General features: G+C 74.6%; 16 protein-coding genes and 1 riboswitch. Of the genes, 12 read left to right on the forward strand and 4 right to left on the reverse strand.

Annotation, left to right across the window (positions count from 1 at the left end):
• Positions 1-177 precede the first annotated feature (177 nt).
• The 3 genes from ACIQBJ_RS09705 to ACIQBJ_RS09715 all read left to right on the forward strand — a co-directional run bounded on the left by ACIQBJ_RS09705 (position 178) and on the right by ACIQBJ_RS09715 (position 3,907).
• The gene (locus tag ACIQBJ_RS09705) at positions 178-1,335 is read left to right on the forward strand and encodes a LacI family DNA-binding transcriptional regulator (RefSeq protein ID WP_400706409.1); all 1,158 of its coding nucleotides are present in this window, start codon (positions 178-180) and stop codon (positions 1,333-1,335) included.
• A 146-nt stretch (positions 1,336-1,481) separates the two neighbouring features.
• On the forward strand, positions 1,482-2,624 hold the full coding sequence (locus ACIQBJ_RS09710; protein ID WP_400706412.1) for a metallophosphoesterase: 1,143 nt from the start codon (positions 1,482-1,484) through the stop codon (positions 2,622-2,624).
• A 155-nt stretch (positions 2,625-2,779) separates the two neighbouring features.
• Entirely contained in the window at positions 2,780-3,907 is a 1,128-nt protein-coding gene (locus tag ACIQBJ_RS09715; RefSeq protein WP_400706415.1) for a hypothetical protein, read from the forward strand.
• Positions 3,908-3,942: 35 nt separating this feature from the next.
• Here the strand turns inward: ACIQBJ_RS09715 and ACIQBJ_RS09720 are convergent, their stop codons facing one another.
• Complete coding sequence (locus ACIQBJ_RS09720) at positions 3,943-5,358, reverse strand: MFS transporter (RefSeq protein ID WP_400706417.1); 1,416 nt, start codon at positions 5,356-5,358, stop codon at positions 3,943-3,945.
• 119 nt (positions 5,359-5,477) lie between these two features.
• Between ACIQBJ_RS09720 and ACIQBJ_RS09725 the strand changes: the two genes are divergently transcribed.
• On the forward strand, positions 5,478-6,476 hold the full coding sequence (locus tag ACIQBJ_RS09725; RefSeq protein WP_400706420.1) for an Lrp/AsnC family transcriptional regulator: 999 nt from the start codon (positions 5,478-5,480) through the stop codon (positions 6,474-6,476).
• 320 nt (positions 6,477-6,796) lie between these two features.
• Here the strand turns inward: ACIQBJ_RS09725 and ACIQBJ_RS09730 are convergent, their stop codons facing one another.
• Both ACIQBJ_RS09730 and ACIQBJ_RS09735 read right to left on the reverse strand, forming a co-directional pair.
• Positions 6,797-8,017 (reverse strand): M20 family metallopeptidase, encoded by a 1,221-nt coding sequence (locus tag ACIQBJ_RS09730; protein ID WP_400706423.1) that lies wholly within the window; start codon positions 8,015-8,017, stop codon positions 6,797-6,799.
• A gap of 85 nt (positions 8,018-8,102) precedes the next feature.
• Positions 8,103-8,711 carry a TetR/AcrR family transcriptional regulator gene (locus ACIQBJ_RS09735; protein ID WP_400706426.1) on the reverse strand — a complete coding sequence of 203 codons (609 nt, stop codon included), beginning with the start codon at positions 8,709-8,711 and terminating at the stop codon, positions 8,103-8,105.
• Positions 8,712-8,806: 95 nt separating this feature from the next.
• On the opposite strand from ACIQBJ_RS09735, the gene ACIQBJ_RS09740 reads away from it, so the two are divergent.
• The 4 genes from ACIQBJ_RS09740 (at position 8,807) to ACIQBJ_RS09755 (ending at position 12,022) form a co-directional block, all read left to right on the forward strand.
• A complete protein-coding gene (locus ACIQBJ_RS09740; RefSeq protein WP_400706429.1) occupies positions 8,807-9,331 on the forward strand; it encodes a carboxymuconolactone decarboxylase family protein in 525 nt (174 codons plus the stop codon).
• Positions 9,328-9,528, forward strand: a complete 201-nt coding sequence (locus ACIQBJ_RS09745; RefSeq protein ID WP_400706432.1) for a hypothetical protein — start codon at positions 9,328-9,330, stop codon at positions 9,526-9,528. Before ACIQBJ_RS09740 ends, ACIQBJ_RS09745 begins: the two co-directional genes overlap by 4 nt.
• 86 nt (positions 9,529-9,614) lie before the next feature.
• Positions 9,615-10,502 carry a SecDF P1 head subdomain-containing protein gene (locus ACIQBJ_RS09750; protein WP_400706435.1) on the forward strand — a complete coding sequence of 296 codons (888 nt, stop codon included), beginning with the start codon at positions 9,615-9,617 and terminating at the stop codon, positions 10,500-10,502.
• Positions 10,503-10,738: 236 nt separating this feature from the next.
• Entirely contained in the window at positions 10,739-12,022 is a 1,284-nt protein-coding gene (locus tag ACIQBJ_RS09755; RefSeq protein ID WP_400706438.1) for a hypothetical protein, read from the forward strand.
• A gap of 85 nt (positions 12,023-12,107) precedes the next feature.
• Here ACIQBJ_RS09755 and thiC read toward each other — a convergent pair whose 3' ends face one another.
• Positions 12,108-13,889 carry a phosphomethylpyrimidine synthase ThiC gene (thiC, locus tag ACIQBJ_RS09760; RefSeq protein WP_400706441.1) on the reverse strand — a complete coding sequence of 594 codons (1,782 nt, stop codon included), beginning with the start codon at positions 13,887-13,889 and terminating at the stop codon, positions 12,108-12,110.
• A 12-nt stretch (positions 13,890-13,901) separates the two neighbouring features.
• Positions 13,902-14,007: riboswitch (TPP riboswitch) on the reverse strand.
• Between the two features lie 160 nt (positions 14,008-14,167).
• Here thiC and ACIQBJ_RS09765 point away from each other — a divergent pair.
• From ACIQBJ_RS09765 to ACIQBJ_RS09780, 4 genes are all read left to right on the forward strand, one after another.
• Positions 14,168-14,368, forward strand: coding sequence for a hypothetical protein (locus ACIQBJ_RS09765; protein WP_400706444.1), 201 nt, complete (start codon positions 14,168-14,170; stop codon positions 14,366-14,368).
• A gap of 188 nt (positions 14,369-14,556) precedes the next feature.
• Complete coding sequence (locus ACIQBJ_RS09770; protein WP_400706446.1) at positions 14,557-16,041, forward strand: flotillin family protein; 1,485 nt, start codon at positions 14,557-14,559, stop codon at positions 16,039-16,041.
• Positions 16,042-16,207: 166 nt separating this feature from the next.
• Positions 16,208-17,215, forward strand: coding sequence for a 3-oxoacyl-ACP synthase III family protein (locus ACIQBJ_RS09775; protein WP_400706449.1), 1,008 nt, complete (start codon positions 16,208-16,210; stop codon positions 17,213-17,215).
• Positions 17,212-17,952 (forward strand): glycosyltransferase, encoded by a 741-nt coding sequence (locus ACIQBJ_RS09780; protein ID WP_400706452.1) that lies wholly within the window; start codon positions 17,212-17,214, stop codon positions 17,950-17,952. The genes ACIQBJ_RS09775 and ACIQBJ_RS09780 overlap by 4 nt, the downstream gene beginning before the upstream one ends.
• The last annotated feature ends 58 nt before the right edge of the window (positions 17,953-18,010 follow it).

The following is an 18,010-nucleotide window of genomic DNA, read 5'->3' on the forward strand; positions in this document are numbered from 1 at the left end:
ACGGGTGCAGATCAGCCATTCTGCCGGGTTCCTTTGGCACATGTCAGAGGTATCCGAGCCGGAAAACCGCAGCTATCGAAGGGAACGTCCCAAACCTGTTCATGGAGAAACGTATCTTCTTCGTCCTGTAGCGAACCGGTCACGGAACGCCGTCATGAGCCATACGATCGGTCCGCCATGACAGCAGCAGCCAATCAGAACGGTCGCCGGACCACCGCATCACGGCGCCTGGAGCGGGCCGGTATCCGGGACGTCGCGGCCGCCGCCGGCGTGTCCATCACCACGGTCTCGGACGCCCTGAACGGCAAGGGCCGACTCCCCGACGAGACCCGCAGCCGGGTCCGCGAGGTCGCCGAGCGGCTCGGGTACCGGCCCTCCGCCGCCGCCCGGACCTTGCGCACCGGGCGGTCCGGCCTGATCGGCCTGACCGTCACCACGTACGGCGAGGAGCCGTTCACCTTCACCGAGTTCGCCTACTTCGCGGAGATGGCGCGGGCCGCCACCAGCGCCGCGCTGGGCCGCGGCTACGCCCTGGTGGTGCTGCCCGCGTCCTCCCGGCACGACGTGTGGAGCAACATCGCGCTGGACGGCACGGTGGTGATCGACCCGCCCGACCAGGACCCGCTGGTCACCGAGCTGTACCGGTCCGGGGTGCCGGTGGTCTCCGACGGGAAGCCCGGCAACTGCCCGGTCACCGCCTGGGTCGACAACGACCACGAGGCCGCCGTGCTCGGCATCCTGGAGCACCTCAGCGAGGCCGGCGCCCGCCGGATCGGCCTGCTCACCGGCACCTCCACCGACACCTACACCCGGCTCTCCACCGAGGCGTACCTGGCCTGGTGCGACCGGGTCGGCCAGGAGCCGGTGTACGAGACCTACCCGGCGCACGACCCGGCGGCCGGCGCGGTCGCCGCCGACCGGCTGCTGGCCCGCCCGGACCGCCCGGACGCGGTCTACGGCCTGTTCGACCCGAACGGCACCGACCTGCTGGCCGCCGCCCGCCGCTACGGCCTGCGCGTCCCGGACGACCTGCTGCTGGTCTGCTGCAGCGAGTCCGACGTCTACGCCAACACCGAACCGCCGATCACCACCCTGTCGCTGAAGCCCCGCCGGATCGGCACCACCGTGGTCAACCTGCTGATCGACGCGATCGAAGGAGTCGACGCCGGCTCCGGCGCCGCCCCCGGCCGGCTGTTCCCGCCCCGCTACCGGACCGCCGGGCACGGCCCGCCGCCCGGCACCCTGATGCCGACCGAGCTGATCGTCCGGGCCTCCTCGCAGCGCCGCAGCCCGCGCACCACGGTCAGTCCGCCCCGCCCGCCCGGCGAGGTGTGACCCCGCCGCCCGCGCTCCCGCCCAATGGTCTGGACCAGCCCAGACCGGGGCAGACCGGGCGGCGGGGCGGCCCCGCGGCGGGGTCGGCGACATCGGATACCGACCAGGTGAGGACGCCGGGAGAGTGCGCTTCCTATGATGGGCGAATGACACCCGAGGACCTCTTCCGCGATCCCGAGCAGCCGTACTCGGGCCACGGCCCCCGTCAGGACCTCGACGTGCTCCCGCAGGGCTCCTGGTTCGAGCCGGCCGAACCCGCCGGCGCCCCGTACGAGGAGACCCACAGCACCTACGGCGGCGCCCGCTACCTCGAACAGCACTGGGCCCCCAGCGGCCAGTTCGGCGACGCGGCCCCCGTCCCCGGCCACTACGCGCCCACCGCGGCCTCCTCGGAGGACCCGCCGACCATCGAGCTCGGCCCGCCGCTGGACGCCCCGCCGGTCGAGGTGCACTTCCCCTACCCGCAGCCCGAGCCCGGCGAGGGCCCCGGGCCGCTGTTCGTCATCGGCGACGTGCACGGCTACCTCGACGAGCTGCTCGCCGCCCTCCACCAGCAGGGCCTGATCGACACCGAGGGCCACTGGTCGGCCGGCCGCTCCCGGGTCTGGTTCCTCGGCGACTTCACCGACCGCGGCCCCGACGGCATCGGCGTCATCGACCTGGTCATGCAGCTCGCCGCCGAGGCCGCCGCGGCCGGCGGCTACTGCCGCGCCCTGATGGGCAACCACGAACTGCTCTTCCTCGGCGCCGCCCGCTACGGCGACGAGGCCGTCCAGTCCACCGCCGGGACCGCCTCCTTCCTGGCCGCCTGGCGGCTCAACGGCGGCCAGCAGCACGACCTGGAGCGCCTGCAGCCGCACCACGTCAGCTGGCTGTCCCGGCTGCCCGCGATGGCCCTGGAGGACGGCCACCTGCTGCTGCACTCCGACACCACCGCGTACCTCGAGTACGGCGAGACCGTCGCCGACGTCAACGACGCCGTGCACGCCCTGCTCGCCGACGAGGGCATCGACGAGTGGTGGGACGCCTTCCGCAAGTTCACCAAGCGGTTCGCCTTCCGCGGCCAGGCCGGCACCATGTCCGCGCAGGAGCTGCTCGGCGTCTACGGCGGCTACCGGGTGGTACACGGCCACAGCCCGATCCCGTACCTCACCGGCGACCAGCCCGAGGACGGCGCCCCGCCGCACGTCCCCGGCCCCTACATCTACGCCGACGAGCTGGCCATCGCCATGGACGGCGGCGTGACCATGGACGGCCGCCTGCTGGTCGCCCGGCTGCCACTGAACTGACACCCGCCGCGCACGCCCGCGCACGGAACAACTGCACGGCGGCGCACGGCCACTGACGGTACTGAAGTTCCGGAAAGAGCCTGTCCGCACGCTCCCGCGCACCCCTACGATCGAGGCCCACCGACTCTCCGTCGACCTCGCGGAACGGGGTACCCATGAGCAACCCCCCGCGCCTGCTCGCCGAGGACCGCGCCGCCTTCGCGCGCCTCCTCGACGAAGCCCTGCGCGAGCCCACCGTCCGGCAGGCCCTCGCCGCGCCCGGCGCGCACCTCACCGCCGAACAGCTGCACACCAGGGCGCTCGCCGACGCCGACCGCGTCGCCGCCCCGGCCTCCCCCGAGTACGCGCACTACCTCGCGCTGCGCACCGCGCTCGCCGAACGCCCCGACGGCGTCCCGCCCGCCGGGCCCGGCGTCTTCCCCGTCCTCACCGTGCTCACCCCCGTGCTGGCCGGCACCGCCGGCCTGATCCTGCTGCTGGTCGGCTGGCTGCTCCGGGCCGCCGCCCCCGACCTCGCGCTCGGCCGCTCCACCGTCACCGCCGGCGTCCTCGCCCTGGCCGTCGCCGCCGCCGCGCTGCTGATCGGCGGCGCCGGACTCGTCCTCACCGCGCTGCGCGACGCCGCCGCGCCCGACCACGCCGACCCGCAGCAGCACGCCGACCTCGCCGAGGCCCGCGCCGCCTGGCAGGACGCCCTGCGCGACCGCGCCCTGCTGCCCTGGCTGCACGCCAACCTCGGCGCCGAACCCCCGGCCGCCCCCGTCCTGCGCGCCCGGACCGCCCCGCCCGAACTGCACCGCCCCGGCTACAGCCGGGCCGCGTACGCCAGCCCCGGCTTCAGCAGCCCCGGCGCCGAGGGCCTCACCGACGCCGAGGGTCGCCGGCCCCGGCCCGCCGAGTTCAGCGGCCCCGGCTACTCCTCCCCCGACTTCACCAGCCCCGGGCCCGAAGGGCTCACCGACACCGACGGCCGCCCCCGCCCCGACGGCCCCGGCTTCACCAGCCCGGGCCCCGAACGCCTCACCGACCCGCAGGGCCGCCCCCGCACCACCGACCGCAACCCCGGCTACACCGCGCCCGACTTCACCAGCCCCGCCGAAGGACGCACCCCCCGCCGCCCCGGCTTCAGCAGCCCCGACCACGACAGCCCCGACTACGCCTCCCCGGACTTCGACAGCCCGGGCCCCGAAGGCATCACCGACGCCGACGGCCGCCGACGGCCCCCCGGCTTCACCCCGCCCGGCCACGACAGCCCCGACTTCACCGGCCCGGACGAGGTCTGACCGGCCGTCGGCCCACCGGCCGTCGCGGCGGACCGTCAGGCCCGCCGCTGCCGCAGCGCCAGCGCCACCGGCACGCCCAGCGCGCACGCCGCCGCACAGCCCGCCCACACCAGCGTGTACGCGCCCTCCGAGGGCACGCCCGCCCGCAGCACCAGGTGGTCCAGCACCGCCGCCGCCAGCACGCCCGCCGCCGCGCCCGCCAGCGACTTCAGCGTGTTGTACACCCCCGTGCCGACGCCCGTCCGGTCGGCCGGGAGCCGCCGCATCAGCAGCGCCGGCAGCAGGCTCAGCCCCAGCCCCGCCCCGTACCCCGCCAGCGCCCCGCCCAGCACGAACTGCCAGGCCGCCGCGTGCCCCAGCGCGATCACCCCGTAGCCGGTGGCGCACAGCGCGAACCCGAGGCCCAGCACCCGCGACACGTCCTGACGGAGCGTCAACCGGTGCGCCGTCAGGGCGCCCAGCGTCGCCGCCGCCGTCTGCGGCAGCACCAGCAGGCCCAGCACCAGCGGCACCGCGCCCAGCCCGTACCCCGTCTCCGCGGGCTTCGCCGCCTGGAACGCCAGCGTCGGGCCCTGCGCCCCGTACAGCGCGCAGCCCAGCAGGAAGCTCAGCCCGAACACCGGCGCGGTGGCCCGGCGGGCCAGCAGCCGGACGTCCACCACCGGGGCGTCCGACCGCAGCTGCTGCCGGACGAACAGCGCCAGCAGCAGCACGCCCGCCGCCATCGACGGCCCCGTCACCGCGCCCGGCAGCACCCCGCTCGCGCCCAGGCCCGCCAGCAGCAGCGTCAGGCCCAGCGAGAGCAGCGCCGCGCCCGCCCAGTCGATCCGGCCGGCCGCCCGCACCACCGACTCCGGCACCAGCCACCACACCACCGGCAGCGCCAGCACCGGCAGTACCGCCAGCGCCCACAGCAGCGGGCGGGTCGCCGCCGGGTCCGCGCCCAGGCCGCCGACCGCCAGCGCGCCCAGCGTCGACCCCACCGTCAGCGCGCCCACCAGCGGGCCCACCGCCCGGCCGCCGCGCTCCTCGCCCAGCCGGTCCCGCAGGATCGCGAACTCCAGCGGCAGCCAGCACGCCAGGAACCCCGACAGCGCCCGGCCCGCCAGCAGCACCGGCAGGTCCGGGGCCAGCGCCGTCACCACGAAGCCCAGCAGCGTCAGCAGCACGGTCGCCCGCAGCAGCCTGCGGTGCCCGTACAGGTCGCCCAGCCGCGAGGTCAGCGGCACCGCGACGCCCGACACCAGGAACTCCGCCCCCAGCGCCAGACTCAGGTCGGCGGCCCGCAGGTCCAGGTGCTCGCCCAACCGCGGCAGCAGGATCGGGAACCCGCCCTGCAGCACGCCCGAGGCGAACTCGACCAGGGCGAGCAGCGGCACGGCCGCGGCGGCGGCCCGGACGGCCCGGTCGGCAGGGACGGTGGGGTCGGCGGGGTCGGTCGTCGTCGTCATCGGCGGTTCCACGGGGGTGCGCAGGGGTGGGGGTGGCCGACAGGATGGCTAACCTGGAGACCCCGGCAGCGCCCGCGCACGAATCCGTTCCTGCGGCCGACCCCGCGCAAGGATCAGCCATGATCGACGAGTTGGACCTGGCCCTGGTCGACGCCCTCCGCGTCGACCCGCGGGCCCCGTGGTCCCGGCTGGCCGCCCCGCTCGGCGTCGACCCCGCCACCCTGTCCCGCCGCTGGTCCCGGCTCACCGCCGACGGCAACGCCTGGGTCACCTGCTACCCCAACGCCGACCGGATCGGCCGCGGCCTCACCGCCCTGGTCCAGGTCGACTGCCCCGCCGACCGGATCGGCCGGGTCGCCGCCGAGATCGCCCGGCACCCGCAGACCGCCAGCATCGAACTCGTCACCGGCGACGCCGACCTGCTGCTCACCGTCGCCGCCTACGACCACGCCTCGCTCACCGGCTACCTGCTCGACCGGCTCGGCACCGTCCCCGGCGTGCTGCGCACCCGCACCGCCCTGGTCGAACGCACCCTGGTCGAGGGCAGCAGCTTCTCCAACGGCGCCCTCGACGCCGAACAGCGCCGCGCCATCGCCGCCCCGCCCCCGGACGGCGGCCGCCCCGGGTCCGGCGGCCACCGGGTCGAGGAGGACCTCGCCCTCATCCAGGCCCTCGGCGCGGACGGCCGGATGCCCTACGCCGCGCTCGCCGCCCGCACCGGCCTGCCCGCCAGCACCGTCCGCCGCCGCCTCGCCGAACTCCGCGACTCCGGCCGCGCGGTGCTCCGCTGCGACGCCTCACCCCTGGTCACCGGCCACCCCGTCGGCGCGATGCTCTGGCTCGACGTCCCGCCCGCCGCCCTCCCCGACACCGCCCGCCGCCTCACCGCCCTCCCGCAGACCCGGATGTGCGCCGTCACCGTCGGCCCCGCCAACCTCGCCCTCTACCTGGTCACCCCGCAGCTCCCCGACCTCCGCCGGATCGAACAGGACCTCGCCCACCACCACCCCGCGATCCGCGTCCACAACCGCCACATCACCCTCCGCACCCTCAAACTCGTCGGCCACCTCCTCACCCCGGACGGCCGCCGCACCGCCTACGTCCCCATCGAGCCGTAGCTCGCGGCCGCCGGGCTCTCGCGGGAGCGAAGCTCCGCCCCGGGCCCGATGGAAACGAAGCTCCGCCCCGGGCCCGAGGAGCGAAGCTCCAGGGGCCCGGGGAACGGCGGGGCCGAGTGGCTGGTGACCGACGGGCCGCGAAGCGCCACCCCGTTTCGGGCCGAAGGTCCTCGGCCGACGCCCCGTAGCGCCCCACTGTGTCCCGGCGATCAGCCCCTCGGCCCCGCCGTTCCCCGGGCCCCTGTTTTCTCCCGTCCCGCCTGCCGAGAAGTTTCCCGGGCCCCTGATTGACCAGCGTGTGCCTGGAGTCCCCCGGGCCCCTACCTGCCGTCCCGGGTGCCCAGGGCGAGGGCCGCGAGCAGGGCGGCCGCGTCCGCCAGGACGCCGTCGTCGAAGCGGGCCTCCGCCGAGTGGTTGTACGGCGCGGTGAACGGGTCGGCGTCCGCGGGACACGCGCCGAACATGACGTACGCGGCCGGCACGTACCCCGCCAGCACCCCGAAGTCCTCCGAGCCCGCCAGCGGCCTCGGCATCTCGACGTACCGTTCCTCGCCGAGGAGTTGACGCACCGTCCGCTCCACGTACCCGGCCTCGGCGGGGTCGTTGACCGTGACGGGGTAGCCGTGCTCGACCACCGCGTCGACCTCGCAGCCGTGCGCCTCGCCGATGCCGCGGACCACCCGGACGGCCTCGGTGAGGACGCGTTCGCGGGCCGCGGGCGAGAAGGAGCGGACGGTCGCCGCGAACACCGCCTCGTCCGGGATGACGTTCTCGACCGTCCCGGCGTGGAACGTCCCGACGGTCAGGACGACCGGGTCGAAGGCGTCGAAGCGCCGGGTGACCATGGTCTGCAGGGCGAGGACGGCCTCGCACGCGGCGGGGACGGGGTCGAGGCCGAGGTGCGGGCTGGAGCCGTGGCCGCCGCGGCCCCGGACCACCACGCGCAGGGTGTCGGAGGCCGCCATGATCGGGCCGGGCCGGCCCGCGACGTACCCGGCGGGCAGCAGCGAGGCCCCGACGTGCAGGGCGTACGCGGCGGCGACCCGTTCCCCGGCGGCGTCCAGCACGCCGTCCTCGACCATCAGGGCCGCCCCGCCGCCGCCCTCCTCGCCGGGCTGGAACATGAACACCACGCTGCCGGCGAGCTGTTCGCGCCGTTCGGCGAGCAGCCGGGCCGCGCCGACCAGGGCGGCGGTGTGCAGGTCGTGCCCGCAGGCGTGCATCGCGCCGGGGACCTCGGAGGCGTACGGCAGGCCGGTGTTCTCCTGCACGGGGAGGGCGTCGAGGTCGGCGCGCAGCAGCACGGCGGGGCCGGGGCGGGCGCCGCGCAGCACGGCGGTGACGGAGGACAGGCGCTTGCCGAGGGTGATCTCCAGCGGGAGGCCGTCGAGGGCGGCGAGCACCTTCTCCCGGGTGCGGGGGAGGTCGAGGCCGATCTCGGGTTCGCGGTGCAGGGCGCGGCGGAGCGCGACCAGTTCGGGCCGGAGCGCGGCGGCGCTGCCGCGCAGGGTGTCGAGTCCGGGGTGAACGTCGGCCGACATGGGTGCGCCTCCTGGGTGGACGGGGAGCGGACGGTTCTCCCGCATCCTCGCCCGGGCCCCGGCGGGTCCGGCCGGGGCGCACGGATCACCCCCGATCGGCGGGCGCCGCGCACGATTCCTCCAGCGCCGCGCCGCCTGTTCCCGCTCCGGCCGCCAGCAGTGCGGCGGCCACGGCCCGGGCCTCGGCGGCGGCGTCCGGGGTGCCCTCGCGCAGGGCGGTGACGATCGCGCCGTCCATCAGCAGGACCAGGCGGCGGGCGAGCGCGGCGGCCTCCTCCGCGGGGCGGCCCTGGGCGGCGAGCAGGCCGGCCACGTACGCGACCACCTGCCGCTTGTGGGCGGCGGCGACCCGGTGCGCGGGGCTGTCGGGGTCGGCGGTCTCGACCATGGTGTTGATGAAGGCGCAGCCGCGGAAGTCGGCGCGGGCGAAGCGTTCGGCGAGGGCGTCGAAGACGTCCAGCGGCCGGCCGCCGCGCTCGGCGACGCCGGCGGCGAGCCAGTCGCGCCAGGCGCGGTCGCGGCGGGTGAGGACGGCGACGACCAGTTCGTCCTTGCCGGTGAAGTGCCGGTAGAAGGAGGCCCGGCCGACGCCGGACTCGGCGAGGATGCGCTCGACGCCGACGGCGCGGATGCCCTCGGCGTAGAAGAGCTCCTCGGCGGTGTCGAGCAGGCGGGCGCGTGCGTGGGTGGCCATGTCTCCCAGCGTAGCCGGTGGTTGACGAATTACGGTACCGATCGGTACCGTCTCTGCTGTCAGAACGGAACCGATCGGTACCATCTGGAGGGGTCGTGCCACGCCTGCCGCTGCTCACCGAGGACCCGGACGGACTGCTGGAGCGCACCCGCGCCCGCCTCGGCCGCGTCCCGAACCTCTACGCCACCCTCGCCAACTCGCCCGCCGCGCTGGGCGGTTACCTCGCCCTGCACGAGCACCTGGGCAACGGCGCGCTCGGCCCGAAGCTGCGCGAGCAGCTCGCCCTGCTGACCGCCCAGCACAACGAGTGCACCTACTGCGTCAGCGCCCACACCCTGCGCGGCCGCCGCCTGCTCCACCTCACCGACGAGCAGCTCGCGCAGACCCGCAAGGGCTTCGACGACACCGACCCGCACGCCGACGCGGTGCTGCGCCTGGCCGACCGCATCCTGCACACCCGCGGCCGGGTCTCGGACGAGGAGCTGGCCACCGCCCGGGCGGCCGGCGTCACCGACGCCGAACTCGCCGAGATCACCGCCCACGTCGCGCTCAACACGCTCTCCAACTGGTTCAACCACCTGGCCCGGCCCACCCTCGACTTCCCGGAGGTCCCCGCATGACCCCGCAGCCCCGCCGCGGCACCGTCGAACTCCGCCCCGGCTACACCGTGCTGGACGCCACCGGCACCCCCGTCGACCGGGCCGAGGACGTCTCCTTCACCCTCGAAGGCGGCTTCGCCCACCTCCGCCTCCCCGGCACCGACACCGTCCAGGTGGTCTCCGCCCCGGCCGTCCAGCGCTTCGCCTATCCGGCCTGATGGATCATCAACTCTTTCTCCTTTCCTCCGAGTTGAACATTGCTTGACCACCCGCAGGGCGTCGGTCCGGCTGCCAGAATGGCGTCATGAAGCCATCGATGCGGACCTCGACGCGGATCGCCGGCACCACCGCCCTGCTGCTCGCCTGCGCGGTCGGCGCCGCGGCCTGCGAGTCCGGCGGACCGGCCGAGAAGGCCGCCGTCCCGCGGACGGTGACGGCCTTCAGCACGGACGGGCAGCTGAGCGGTGACGCGCTCACCCGGGCCGCCGAGCAGCTCCGCCGCCGGGCCGAGCTGCTCGGCCTGCCCGACCCGCAGGTCAGCACCGGCTCCGGCACGCTCTCGCTCTCCGTCGCCGGCCCGCCCCCCGGCAAGGCCGAACTCACCGCGCTCACCCAGCGGCCCGTCCTGGAGATCCGCCCCGTCCTCGCCGACCTGGTGGACGGCGCCGCGCCCGAGTCCACCGGGAGCACCGTCCCGCCCGCCCTGCGCGCCGGGTTCGACGCCCTGCACTGCGCCGCGAGCCCGTCCGCCACCGCCACCCCGACCGCCGCGAGCCCGACCACGGCCGACCCGGCCGCCGGAACCGTCGCCTGCGGCGGCACCGAACCCGCCGACGGCACCCGGCACAAGTTCGCCCTCGGCCCGGTCGCCCTCAAGAACGCCGACATCGCCGACAGTTCCGCCGCCGCCGACCCGCAGGGCGGCGGCTGGCAGATCACCGTCCGCTTCACCCCGGCCGGCGGCACCGCCTTCGCCGACCTCACCGGCCGGATCGCCTCCGAACAGCCCCCCGGCAACCAGCTCGCCGTCCTCCTCGACGGCACCGTCATCACCCACCCCTACGTCATGCAGTCCATCACCGGCGGCGAGGCCGTCGTCACCGGCGCCTTCACCCAGGACCAGGCCCGGACCGTGGCCGCCCAACTCGCCACCGCCGCCCTCCCGGCCGGCCTCCGCCCGGCCAACCCCTGAGGCCGCCGGATACCCCATACCGGTTCTCGGACGCCTTACCGGGCAGGTGCCGTCGGCACCCGAACCCTCCTGTCCCAGCGGGCTGTTACAGGGTGGTGACGCTCCTGTGGAGGTAGGCGAACGATTCCCCTGGGAAGATCTTCACATCGCAGCTGCTGGGCCCCGCAACGAAGAGGCGGACCGATCTCGGCAGTGGTCCGTCACCAGGTCTTCGTCTTCCCAGGGGGGAAACACCCATGTCCGCTCAGCCGCCCGCCCGCCGTTCCCGCTTCCTCGTCCTCGCCACCCTGGTGGCCGCCACCGGCACCGCCGTGCTCGCCCCGGCGACCGCCTTCGCCGACACCCCCGGCACCGGCACCCCCGCGCCGGGCGGTGCCAAGCCGCTGGTGGCCACCCTGGTGCCGAACGCGGGGCAGGGCCCGCTGGTCCGCGGCGGCAACGGCGCGGAGCTGACGATGACCGTCACCAACAACTCCGACGAGGCCCAGCCGTTCCACCCGGAGGTGGCCGTCAAGCCGACGGGCTCCAACCCGCGCTCCTGGAGCTGGATAGACTTCAGCGCGAAGGCGATCTCCGCGCCGGCCACCTACGGCATCGCGCACTGGGGCAACGACAACGAGTTCTCCGGCGTCGTGGTGCCCGAGAACCGGATGGCGTCGGTGCCCTTCACCGTGCCGGCCCGCACCACCTACAGCTGGGCGGTCTCCGTGAAGCTGAAGGCCGCGCTCCCGGTGAACGAGACCGCCGTGAAGGTGGAGCTGCTGAACGACCAGGACGACAGCACCAACAGCGCCCCGATGACCTTGCCGGTCGACGCCCCCACCGGTGCCCTCCTCCAGACCTTCGCCGACTACTCGGGCACCGTCTCGTACAAGCAGCCGTTCCGGACCGCCCTCAACCTGACCAACAACGGTGGGGACATCACCTCGGCGATCACCCCGACCCTCCGTTTCGACAACGCGTCCGGTCAGAACACGTTCCCCTTCGAGCTGGACGTGCTGCAGGACGACAAGTGGGTCACCGTCGCCGGAACGAACAACACCTGGAAGCTGCCGGCGGTGGCGGGCGGTCTCGCCAAGGGCGCGAGCCACCAGTACGAGGTGCGGATCTCGCTCACCGACCCCGCCGCGCAGGGCCACTACTACTCCGAGTGGCTCAGCCTCCTCCCGGACACCGACCAGGGCCCGGTCGACATCGACTCGAAGAGCCTGCTGGCCGTGGACGGCACCCCGCTGCCCACCCCCGCCCCGAGCACCTCCGCGCCCCGGCCCGGCCCGGGCGCCCCGACCACGGCCCCGACCGGTACCCCGACCACCGGGAGCACCCCCGCCACGGCCCCGACCGGCACCCCCGGCACCCGGGTCGCCGCCGCCGCGCTCACCTCCCCGGTCACCGGCACCCTGGCCAGCACCGGGGCCGACGAGTCCGGCGCCCTGCTGGGCGCGGGCGGTGCGCTGGTGCTGCTGGGTTCCTGCGCGGTCCTCTTCGCGAAGCTCCGCCGCACCCGCCCCCAGGACTGACCGGTACCTGCACCTGCACAGACCGGAGCGCCGCGCCGGGAGACCCCCTCCGTCTCCCGGTGCGGCGCGGTCGGTGGGGCCGGGGTCAGTCGGCCAGCGGGAGGTAGACGCGGTTGCCCTGGGCGGCGAACTCGGCGGACTTCTCGGCCATGCCGGCCAGCGCGGCCTGCTCGGCCTCGCCGCCGTGCTCGTCGCGGATCTGCTGGGAGATCTTCATCGAGCAGAACTTGGGACCGCACATGGAGCAGAAGTGCGCGGTCTTGGCGGGCTCCGCGGGGAGGGTCTCGTCGTGGAAGTCGCGGGCGGTCTCCGGGTCGAGGGCCAGGTTGAACTGGTCCTCCCAGCGGAACTCGAAGCGGGCGTCGGAGAGCGCGTCGTCCCAGGCCTGCGCGCCGGGGTGGCCCTTGGCGAGGTCGGCGGCATGGGCGGCGATCTTGTAGGTGATGACGCCGGTCTTCACGTCGTCCCGGTTCGGCAGGCCGAGGTGTTCCTTCGGGGTGACGTAGCAGAGCATCGCGGTGCCCCACCAGGCGATCATCGCGGCGCCGATGCCCGAGGTGATGTGGTCGTAGCCGGGCGCGACGTCGGTGGTCAGCGGGCCGAGGGTGTAGAACGGGGCCTCGTCGCAGATCTCCTTCTGCAGGTCCATGTTCTCGCGGATCTTGTGCATCGGGACGTGCCCGGGGCCCTCGATCATCACCTGGACGTCCTTGGCCCGGGCGATCCGGCCCAGTTCGCCCAGCGTGGTGAGCTCGGCGAACTGCGCCTCGTCGTTGGCGTCGGCGATCGAGCCGGGCCGCAGGCCGTCACCGAGCGAGAAGGTGACGTCGTAGGCGCGCAGCAGGTCGCAGAGTTCCTCGAAGTGCGTGTAGAGGAAGTTCTCCTGATGGTGCGCCAGGCACCAGGCGGCCATGATGGAGCCGCCGCGCGAGACGATGCCGGTCTTGCGCCGGGCGGTGAGCGGCACGTACCGCAGCAGCACGCCGGCGTGCACCGTCATGTAGTCGACGCCCTGCTCGCACTGCTCGACCACGGTGTCCCGGTAGACCTCCCAGCTCAGCTCCTCGGCCCGGCCGTCGACCTTCTCCAGCGCCTGGTAGAGCGGCACGGTGCCGATCGGGACGGGGGAGTTGCGCAGGATCCACTCGCGGGTGGTGTGGATGTTGCGGCCGGTGGAGAGGTCCATGACGGTGTCGGCGCCCCAGCGGGTGGCCCAGGTCATCTTCTCCACCTCCTCCTCGATCGAGGAGGTGACCGCGGAGTTGCCGATGTTGGCGTTGATCTTCACCAGGAAGTCGGTGCCGATGATCGCCGGTTCGACCTCGGGGTGGTTCACGTTGACCGGGATGACCGCCCGGCCGCTCGCCACCCGCTCGCGGACGAACTCCGGCTCCAGGCCCTCGCGGAGCGCGACGAACTCCATCTCGGGGGTGATCAGGCCGCGCTTGGCGTAGCCGAGCTGGGTGACGGCGACGCCGTCCCGGGCGCGCAGCGGGCGGCGGGCCCGGCCGGGGAAGACCGCGTCCAGGTTGCGCAGGTCGCCGCCGCGCGGCGCGGTGTGCTTGATCCCGTCGTCCTCGGGGCGGGCCTCGTGGCCCTCGTACTCCTCGACGTCGCCGCGCTGCCTGATCCACGGGTCGCGCAGCGCGGGCAGCCCGCGGCGCACGTCGGTGGGGACGTCGGGGTCGGTGTACGGGCCGGAGGTGTCGTACAGCGGGACGGTCCCGCCGCTGGTCAGCCGCACCTCGCGGTGGGGGACCAGCAGGTCGGGGCGGCTGCCGCGGCGGTACGCCTTGCGCCAGGCCGGGGTGGGGTAGCCGGTGGTGGCCGACTGGTGGGCAGACGTCTCTTCGGAAAATGCGGTCATGCGACCTTCCACTCCCTACGCCGGCATTACCCGGTCAGGTTCCTGCGGTCGGCGCAGCAGCTGGTCCGCGGTTCGCGTACCGTCAGCGCCCTCTCAGCCCGGTGCTCCGAGCTCCCGTTCCGCGCGGGGGCAGTTCGCCGCCCGCGTTCGCCGTTCACCGTAGGGCACCGGGCGCGCGCGGTCCAGGGCGCATCCCCCGCCCTTCCGTGCGCCGGACGTGCAACTGCCGCGCTCCGCCGACCTGTTCGCCACCCGGCCGACGTGGGAGAATGGCCGGGATGATCGGGCTGACGGGGCGGGTGACGGGGCGGATCGGCGCCGGGTTGGTCGGCGAGGTGATGGTGCACGTCCCGGAGCGGCAGGGCACCGAGGCGTTCCTGGCGTACCTCGCCGTCCCGGGCGAGCGGCTGGAGCCCGGTTCGATGGTGGTCGTGGTCGAGTACCAGCCACCGCGCACGGTCTACGTCGCGCCGCTCTGAGCCTCCGTCAGTACACGCACGACGGCAGCCGTCGAACTGTTTCGAGACAGTGACGGTCGACACCGGCGTTCCCTCTTCCACCGCGATCAGGACAAGCGCAGAATGCGGGCTGCCACCGGATTCCGCGCCATCCTGCACGACCGAAGCGCAGCCACGGAACCGGTGTGCCCTGAAGGGGGAGATTGCCGATGCTGATCGGCATTGTCGGCGGAGCCGTCGCTGGCCTCGTCGCACTGATCGTGCTGTTCAAACTCATGTGGCGGGTGGCCGAGCCCAACGAGGCCCTGGTCATCTCCGGTTCCAAGCACGGTGAGGGGCTCGGCTTCCGGGTCGTCACCGGCCGGGGCACCCTGGTGATCCCCGGCGTCCAGGCGGTGCGCCGGCTGTCGCTGGACCTCAACGAGGCCGCGCTGGACGTCGAGTGCGTGACGTCGCAGGGCATCCCGGTGCACGTCAAGGGCGTGGTGATCTTCAAGGTGGGCGACGACAACGCGTCCATCGCCAACGCCGCCCGCCGCTTCCTGGACCAGCAGAAGATGATGGGCCAGCGGGTGCACAACGTATTCGCCGGACACCTGCGCTCCATCGTCGGCGGGCTGACCGTCGAGGACATGATCCGCGACCGCGAGCGCCTCACCGGGGAGACCCGCTCCGCCTCGGGCATCGAGATGGAGAAGCTCGGCCTGATCATCGACTCGCTGCAGATCCAGGAGATCCTGGACCCGACCGGCTACATCACCAACCTGGCCGCGCCGCACGCCGCCGCCGTCCAGCGGGACGCCCGGATCGCGGCCGCCGAGGCCGACCGCCGGGCCACCGAGGCCGAGCAGGAGGCGTTCGCCCGCAAGGCCGAGGCGACCCGCAACTCGGGCATCCAGCAGGCCGGCTACCAGGCCGAGATGGACACCGCCGCGGCCCGCGCCATGCAGGCCGGACCGCTCGCCCAGGCCGCCGCCCGGCAGGAGGTCGTGGTCCAGGAGACCAAGGTCGCCGAGCTGGAGGCGCGCCGCAAGGAGCAGCAGCTCCAGGTCGACGTCCGCAAGCCCGCCGACGCCCGCGCCTACGAGACCCGCACCAAGGCCGAGGCCGACCGCGACGCCCGGATCTCCGCCGCCGAGGCGCTGTCCCGGGAGACCGAGCTGAAGACCGCCGCCGAGGCCAACCGGGTCAAGGTCGCCGCGGCCGCCGAGGCCGAGGCCACCAAGGCCCGCGGCCTGGCCGCCGCCGAGGCCACCCGGGCCACCGGTGAGGCACAGGCCGCCGCCGAGGCCGCCAAGGGCCTCGCCGAGGCGGAGGCCGCCCGCGCCAAGGGCTTGGCCGAGGCCGAGGCGACCCGGGCCCAGGGCCTCGCCGAGGCCGAGGGCATCAAGGCCCGCGCCGCGGCGCTGGCCGAGAACCAGGAGGCGGTGGTCGCCCAGCAGCTCGCCGAGAACTGGCCCGCCATCGTCCGGGCCGGCGCCGACGCGTTCGGCAACGTCGAGCACATGGTGCTGCTGAACGGCGCCGAGGGCATGTCCGAGATGTTCGCCAAGGCCCTCACCATGGGCGGCACCGGCCTCGGCCTGGCCCGCCAGCTGCTCAACTCGATGACCCCGGACGCCCCGGCCGAGCCCGCCAAGGCCCCGGTCCCGGCCACCCAGGTCATCCCGGTCCAGAGCACCGACTCCGAGTAACCGGCCGCCCGGGCGGCCGCACCGCCCGCCGACGCCCCGTCAGGAGCGCCGACCGATCCGCCCGGTGGAGGGGACACCCTTCCGCCGGGCGGATCTCCGTATCCCCCGCCCCCGCTGAGTACTCGTACTCACGCCCGAACGGCCGCATCCGCGCCAGCATCGAGACATGGACAGCCTGCCCCGCATCGGTATCACCGCCGTCGGCTCCGCCCTGCCCCGACAGACCGTCACCTCCGCCCAGCTCCAGCGGGAGGTCGCGGCGGGCTCCCGGCTGCCGCTGCCGGACGGCATGTTCGAGAAGGCCACCGGCATCCGCACCCGCCGCTTCGCCGGACCCGACGAACACCCGTCCGCGCTCGCCCTGGCCGCCGGCCGCCGGGCGCTGGCCGCCCGCGGCCTGGAGCCCGCCGACCTCGACCTGCTGGTCTTCGCCTCCGCCTCCCGGGACGTCTGCGAACCCGCCACCGCCCACCTCGTCCAGGCCGAACTCGGCTCCCGGGCCCACGCGTTGGACGTCTCCAACGCCTGCAACAGCTTCCTCAACGGCATCGACACCGCCCGCGCGATGATCCTGGCCGGCCGGGCCCACCGGGCCCTGGTCGTCACCGGCGAGACCCCGAGCCGGGCGATGCGCCGCGACCCCTCCGGCCTCGCCGAGTTCCGGGACGGCTTCGCCGGCTACACCTTCGGCGACGGCGGCGCCGCCGTGGTCGTCGAGCGGGTCGAACGCGGCGGCATCCTCGACATCGAGACCGAGACCGCCTCCGAGCACTGGGAGGTCGGCGGCATCCCCGGCGGCGGCTCCCGCCACCCGCGCGGCGACGAGTGGAGCTACTTCCGGGGCGGCGGCAAGGAGTTGCGCGGCGTCTTCGAGAAGATCGGCTCCGACATCCTCACCCGGGTCGCCGCCCGCACCGGCTTCGGCTGGGACGCCTACGCGCGCGTCCTGGTCCACCAGGTGACCCTGCCCTACCTGGAGCGCTTCGTGGAGCTGACCGGCGTCCCCGCCGAGAAACTGGTGGTCACCGTCCCCGAACTGGGCAACCTGGCCTCCGCCACGATAGGCGTCCAACTCGACCGGATCATGCCCGAGTTGAACCCCGGCGACAAGGTCCTGATGGTCGGCCTGGGCGGCGGCGTCAGCCTGATCACCATGGTCTGGGAGAAGTCGTGACCGCGCTCTGGGTGGTCGTCCCCGCCTACCAGGAGGCCGCCCGGATCGACGGCGCCCTGCACGCCCTGGCCCGCCAGCACGACCGCGACTTCACCCTCCTGGTCGTCGACAACGGCTCCACCGACGCCACCGGCGACCGGGTCCGCGCCTTCGCCGAGCACGCCCCGTTCCCGGTCCACCTGCTGGTCGAACCCGAGAAGGGCGTCGGCAGCGCCATCGACACCGGCTTCCGGCACGCCATCGACCACGGCGCCCGCCTGCTCGCCCGCACCGACGCCGACTGCCTCCCCGAACCCGGCTGGACCGCCGCCGCCCGGGCCGGCCTGCTCGCCTCCGACGGCCTGGTCTGCGGCCGGGTCACCGCCCGCCACGACGAGCACGGCCCCGTCGGCCGCGGCGTCTTCCTCGTCCTGGTCGCCCTCGGCGCGTTCTTCGGCCGCATCCGCCCCGCGCACCGCCGCCGCCACGGCTACCTGACGCCCTACCGGATGCACGCCGGCAACAACATGGCCGTCACCGCCGACCTCTACCTCGCCAGCGGCGGCATGCCCCGCCGCCCCTCCCCGACCGACCGCACCTTCATCAACCGGGTCCGCCGCCGCACCACCGCCATCGTCCACCGCCGCGACATGGTCGTCCAGAACTCCACCCGCCGCATCCGCGCCTACGGCCTCCGCGGCACCGCCCGCTGGTACCTCGAACGCGGCGCGGGCCACCGCGACGTCGACATCCGCTGACTCCTGCGGAGAGCGCCGGGGCCCAAGCTCCAGGGGCCCGGGGAACGGCGGAGCCGAG

It is taken from the genome of Kitasatospora sp. NPDC088391 (assembly GCF_044753345.1).
GTDB lineage: Bacteria > Actinomycetota > Actinomycetes > Streptomycetales > Streptomycetaceae > Kitasatospora.

Bases quoted from the DNA above. Each gene is read 5' to 3' on its own strand.
- ACIQBJ_RS09705 (WP_400706409.1), top strand. From the start codon at position 178: ATGACAGCAGCAGCCAATCAGAACGGTCGCCGGACCACCGCATCACGG.
- ACIQBJ_RS09725 (WP_400706420.1), top strand. From the start codon at position 5,478: ATGATCGACGAGTTGGACCTGGCCCTGGTCGACGCCCTCCGCGTCGAC.
- ACIQBJ_RS09755 (WP_400706438.1), top strand. From the start codon at position 10,739: ATGTCCGCTCAGCCGCCCGCCCGCCGTTCCCGCTTCCTCGTCCTCGCC.
- ACIQBJ_RS09765 (WP_400706444.1), top strand. From the start codon at position 14,168: ATGATCGGGCTGACGGGGCGGGTGACGGGGCGGATCGGCGCCGGGTTG.
- ACIQBJ_RS09770 (WP_400706446.1), top strand. From the start codon at position 14,557: ATGCTGATCGGCATTGTCGGCGGAGCCGTCGCTGGCCTCGTCGCACTG.
- ACIQBJ_RS09715 (WP_400706415.1), top strand. From the start codon at position 2,780: ATGAGCAACCCCCCGCGCCTGCTCGCCGAGGACCGCGCCGCCTTCGCG.
- ACIQBJ_RS09750 (WP_400706435.1), top strand. From the start codon at position 9,615: ATGAAGCCATCGATGCGGACCTCGACGCGGATCGCCGGCACCACCGCC.
- ACIQBJ_RS09745 (WP_400706432.1), top strand. From the start codon at position 9,328: ATGACCCCGCAGCCCCGCCGCGGCACCGTCGAACTCCGCCCCGGCTAC.
- ACIQBJ_RS09730 (WP_400706423.1), bottom strand. From the start codon at position 8,017: ATGTCGGCCGACGTTCACCCCGGACTCGACACCCTGCGCGGCAGCGCC.
- ACIQBJ_RS09735 (WP_400706426.1), bottom strand. From the start codon at position 8,711: ATGGCCACCCACGCACGCGCCCGCCTGCTCGACACCGCCGAGGAGCTC.
- ACIQBJ_RS09775 (WP_400706449.1), top strand. From the start codon at position 16,208: ATGGACAGCCTGCCCCGCATCGGTATCACCGCCGTCGGCTCCGCCCTG.
- thiC (WP_400706441.1), bottom strand. From the start codon at position 13,889: ATGACCGCATTTTCCGAAGAGACGTCTGCCCACCAGTCGGCCACCACC.
- ACIQBJ_RS09720 (WP_400706417.1), bottom strand. From the start codon at position 5,358: ATGACGACGACGACCGACCCCGCCGACCCCACCGTCCCTGCCGACCGG.
- ACIQBJ_RS09710 (WP_400706412.1), top strand. From the start codon at position 1,482: ATGACACCCGAGGACCTCTTCCGCGATCCCGAGCAGCCGTACTCGGGC.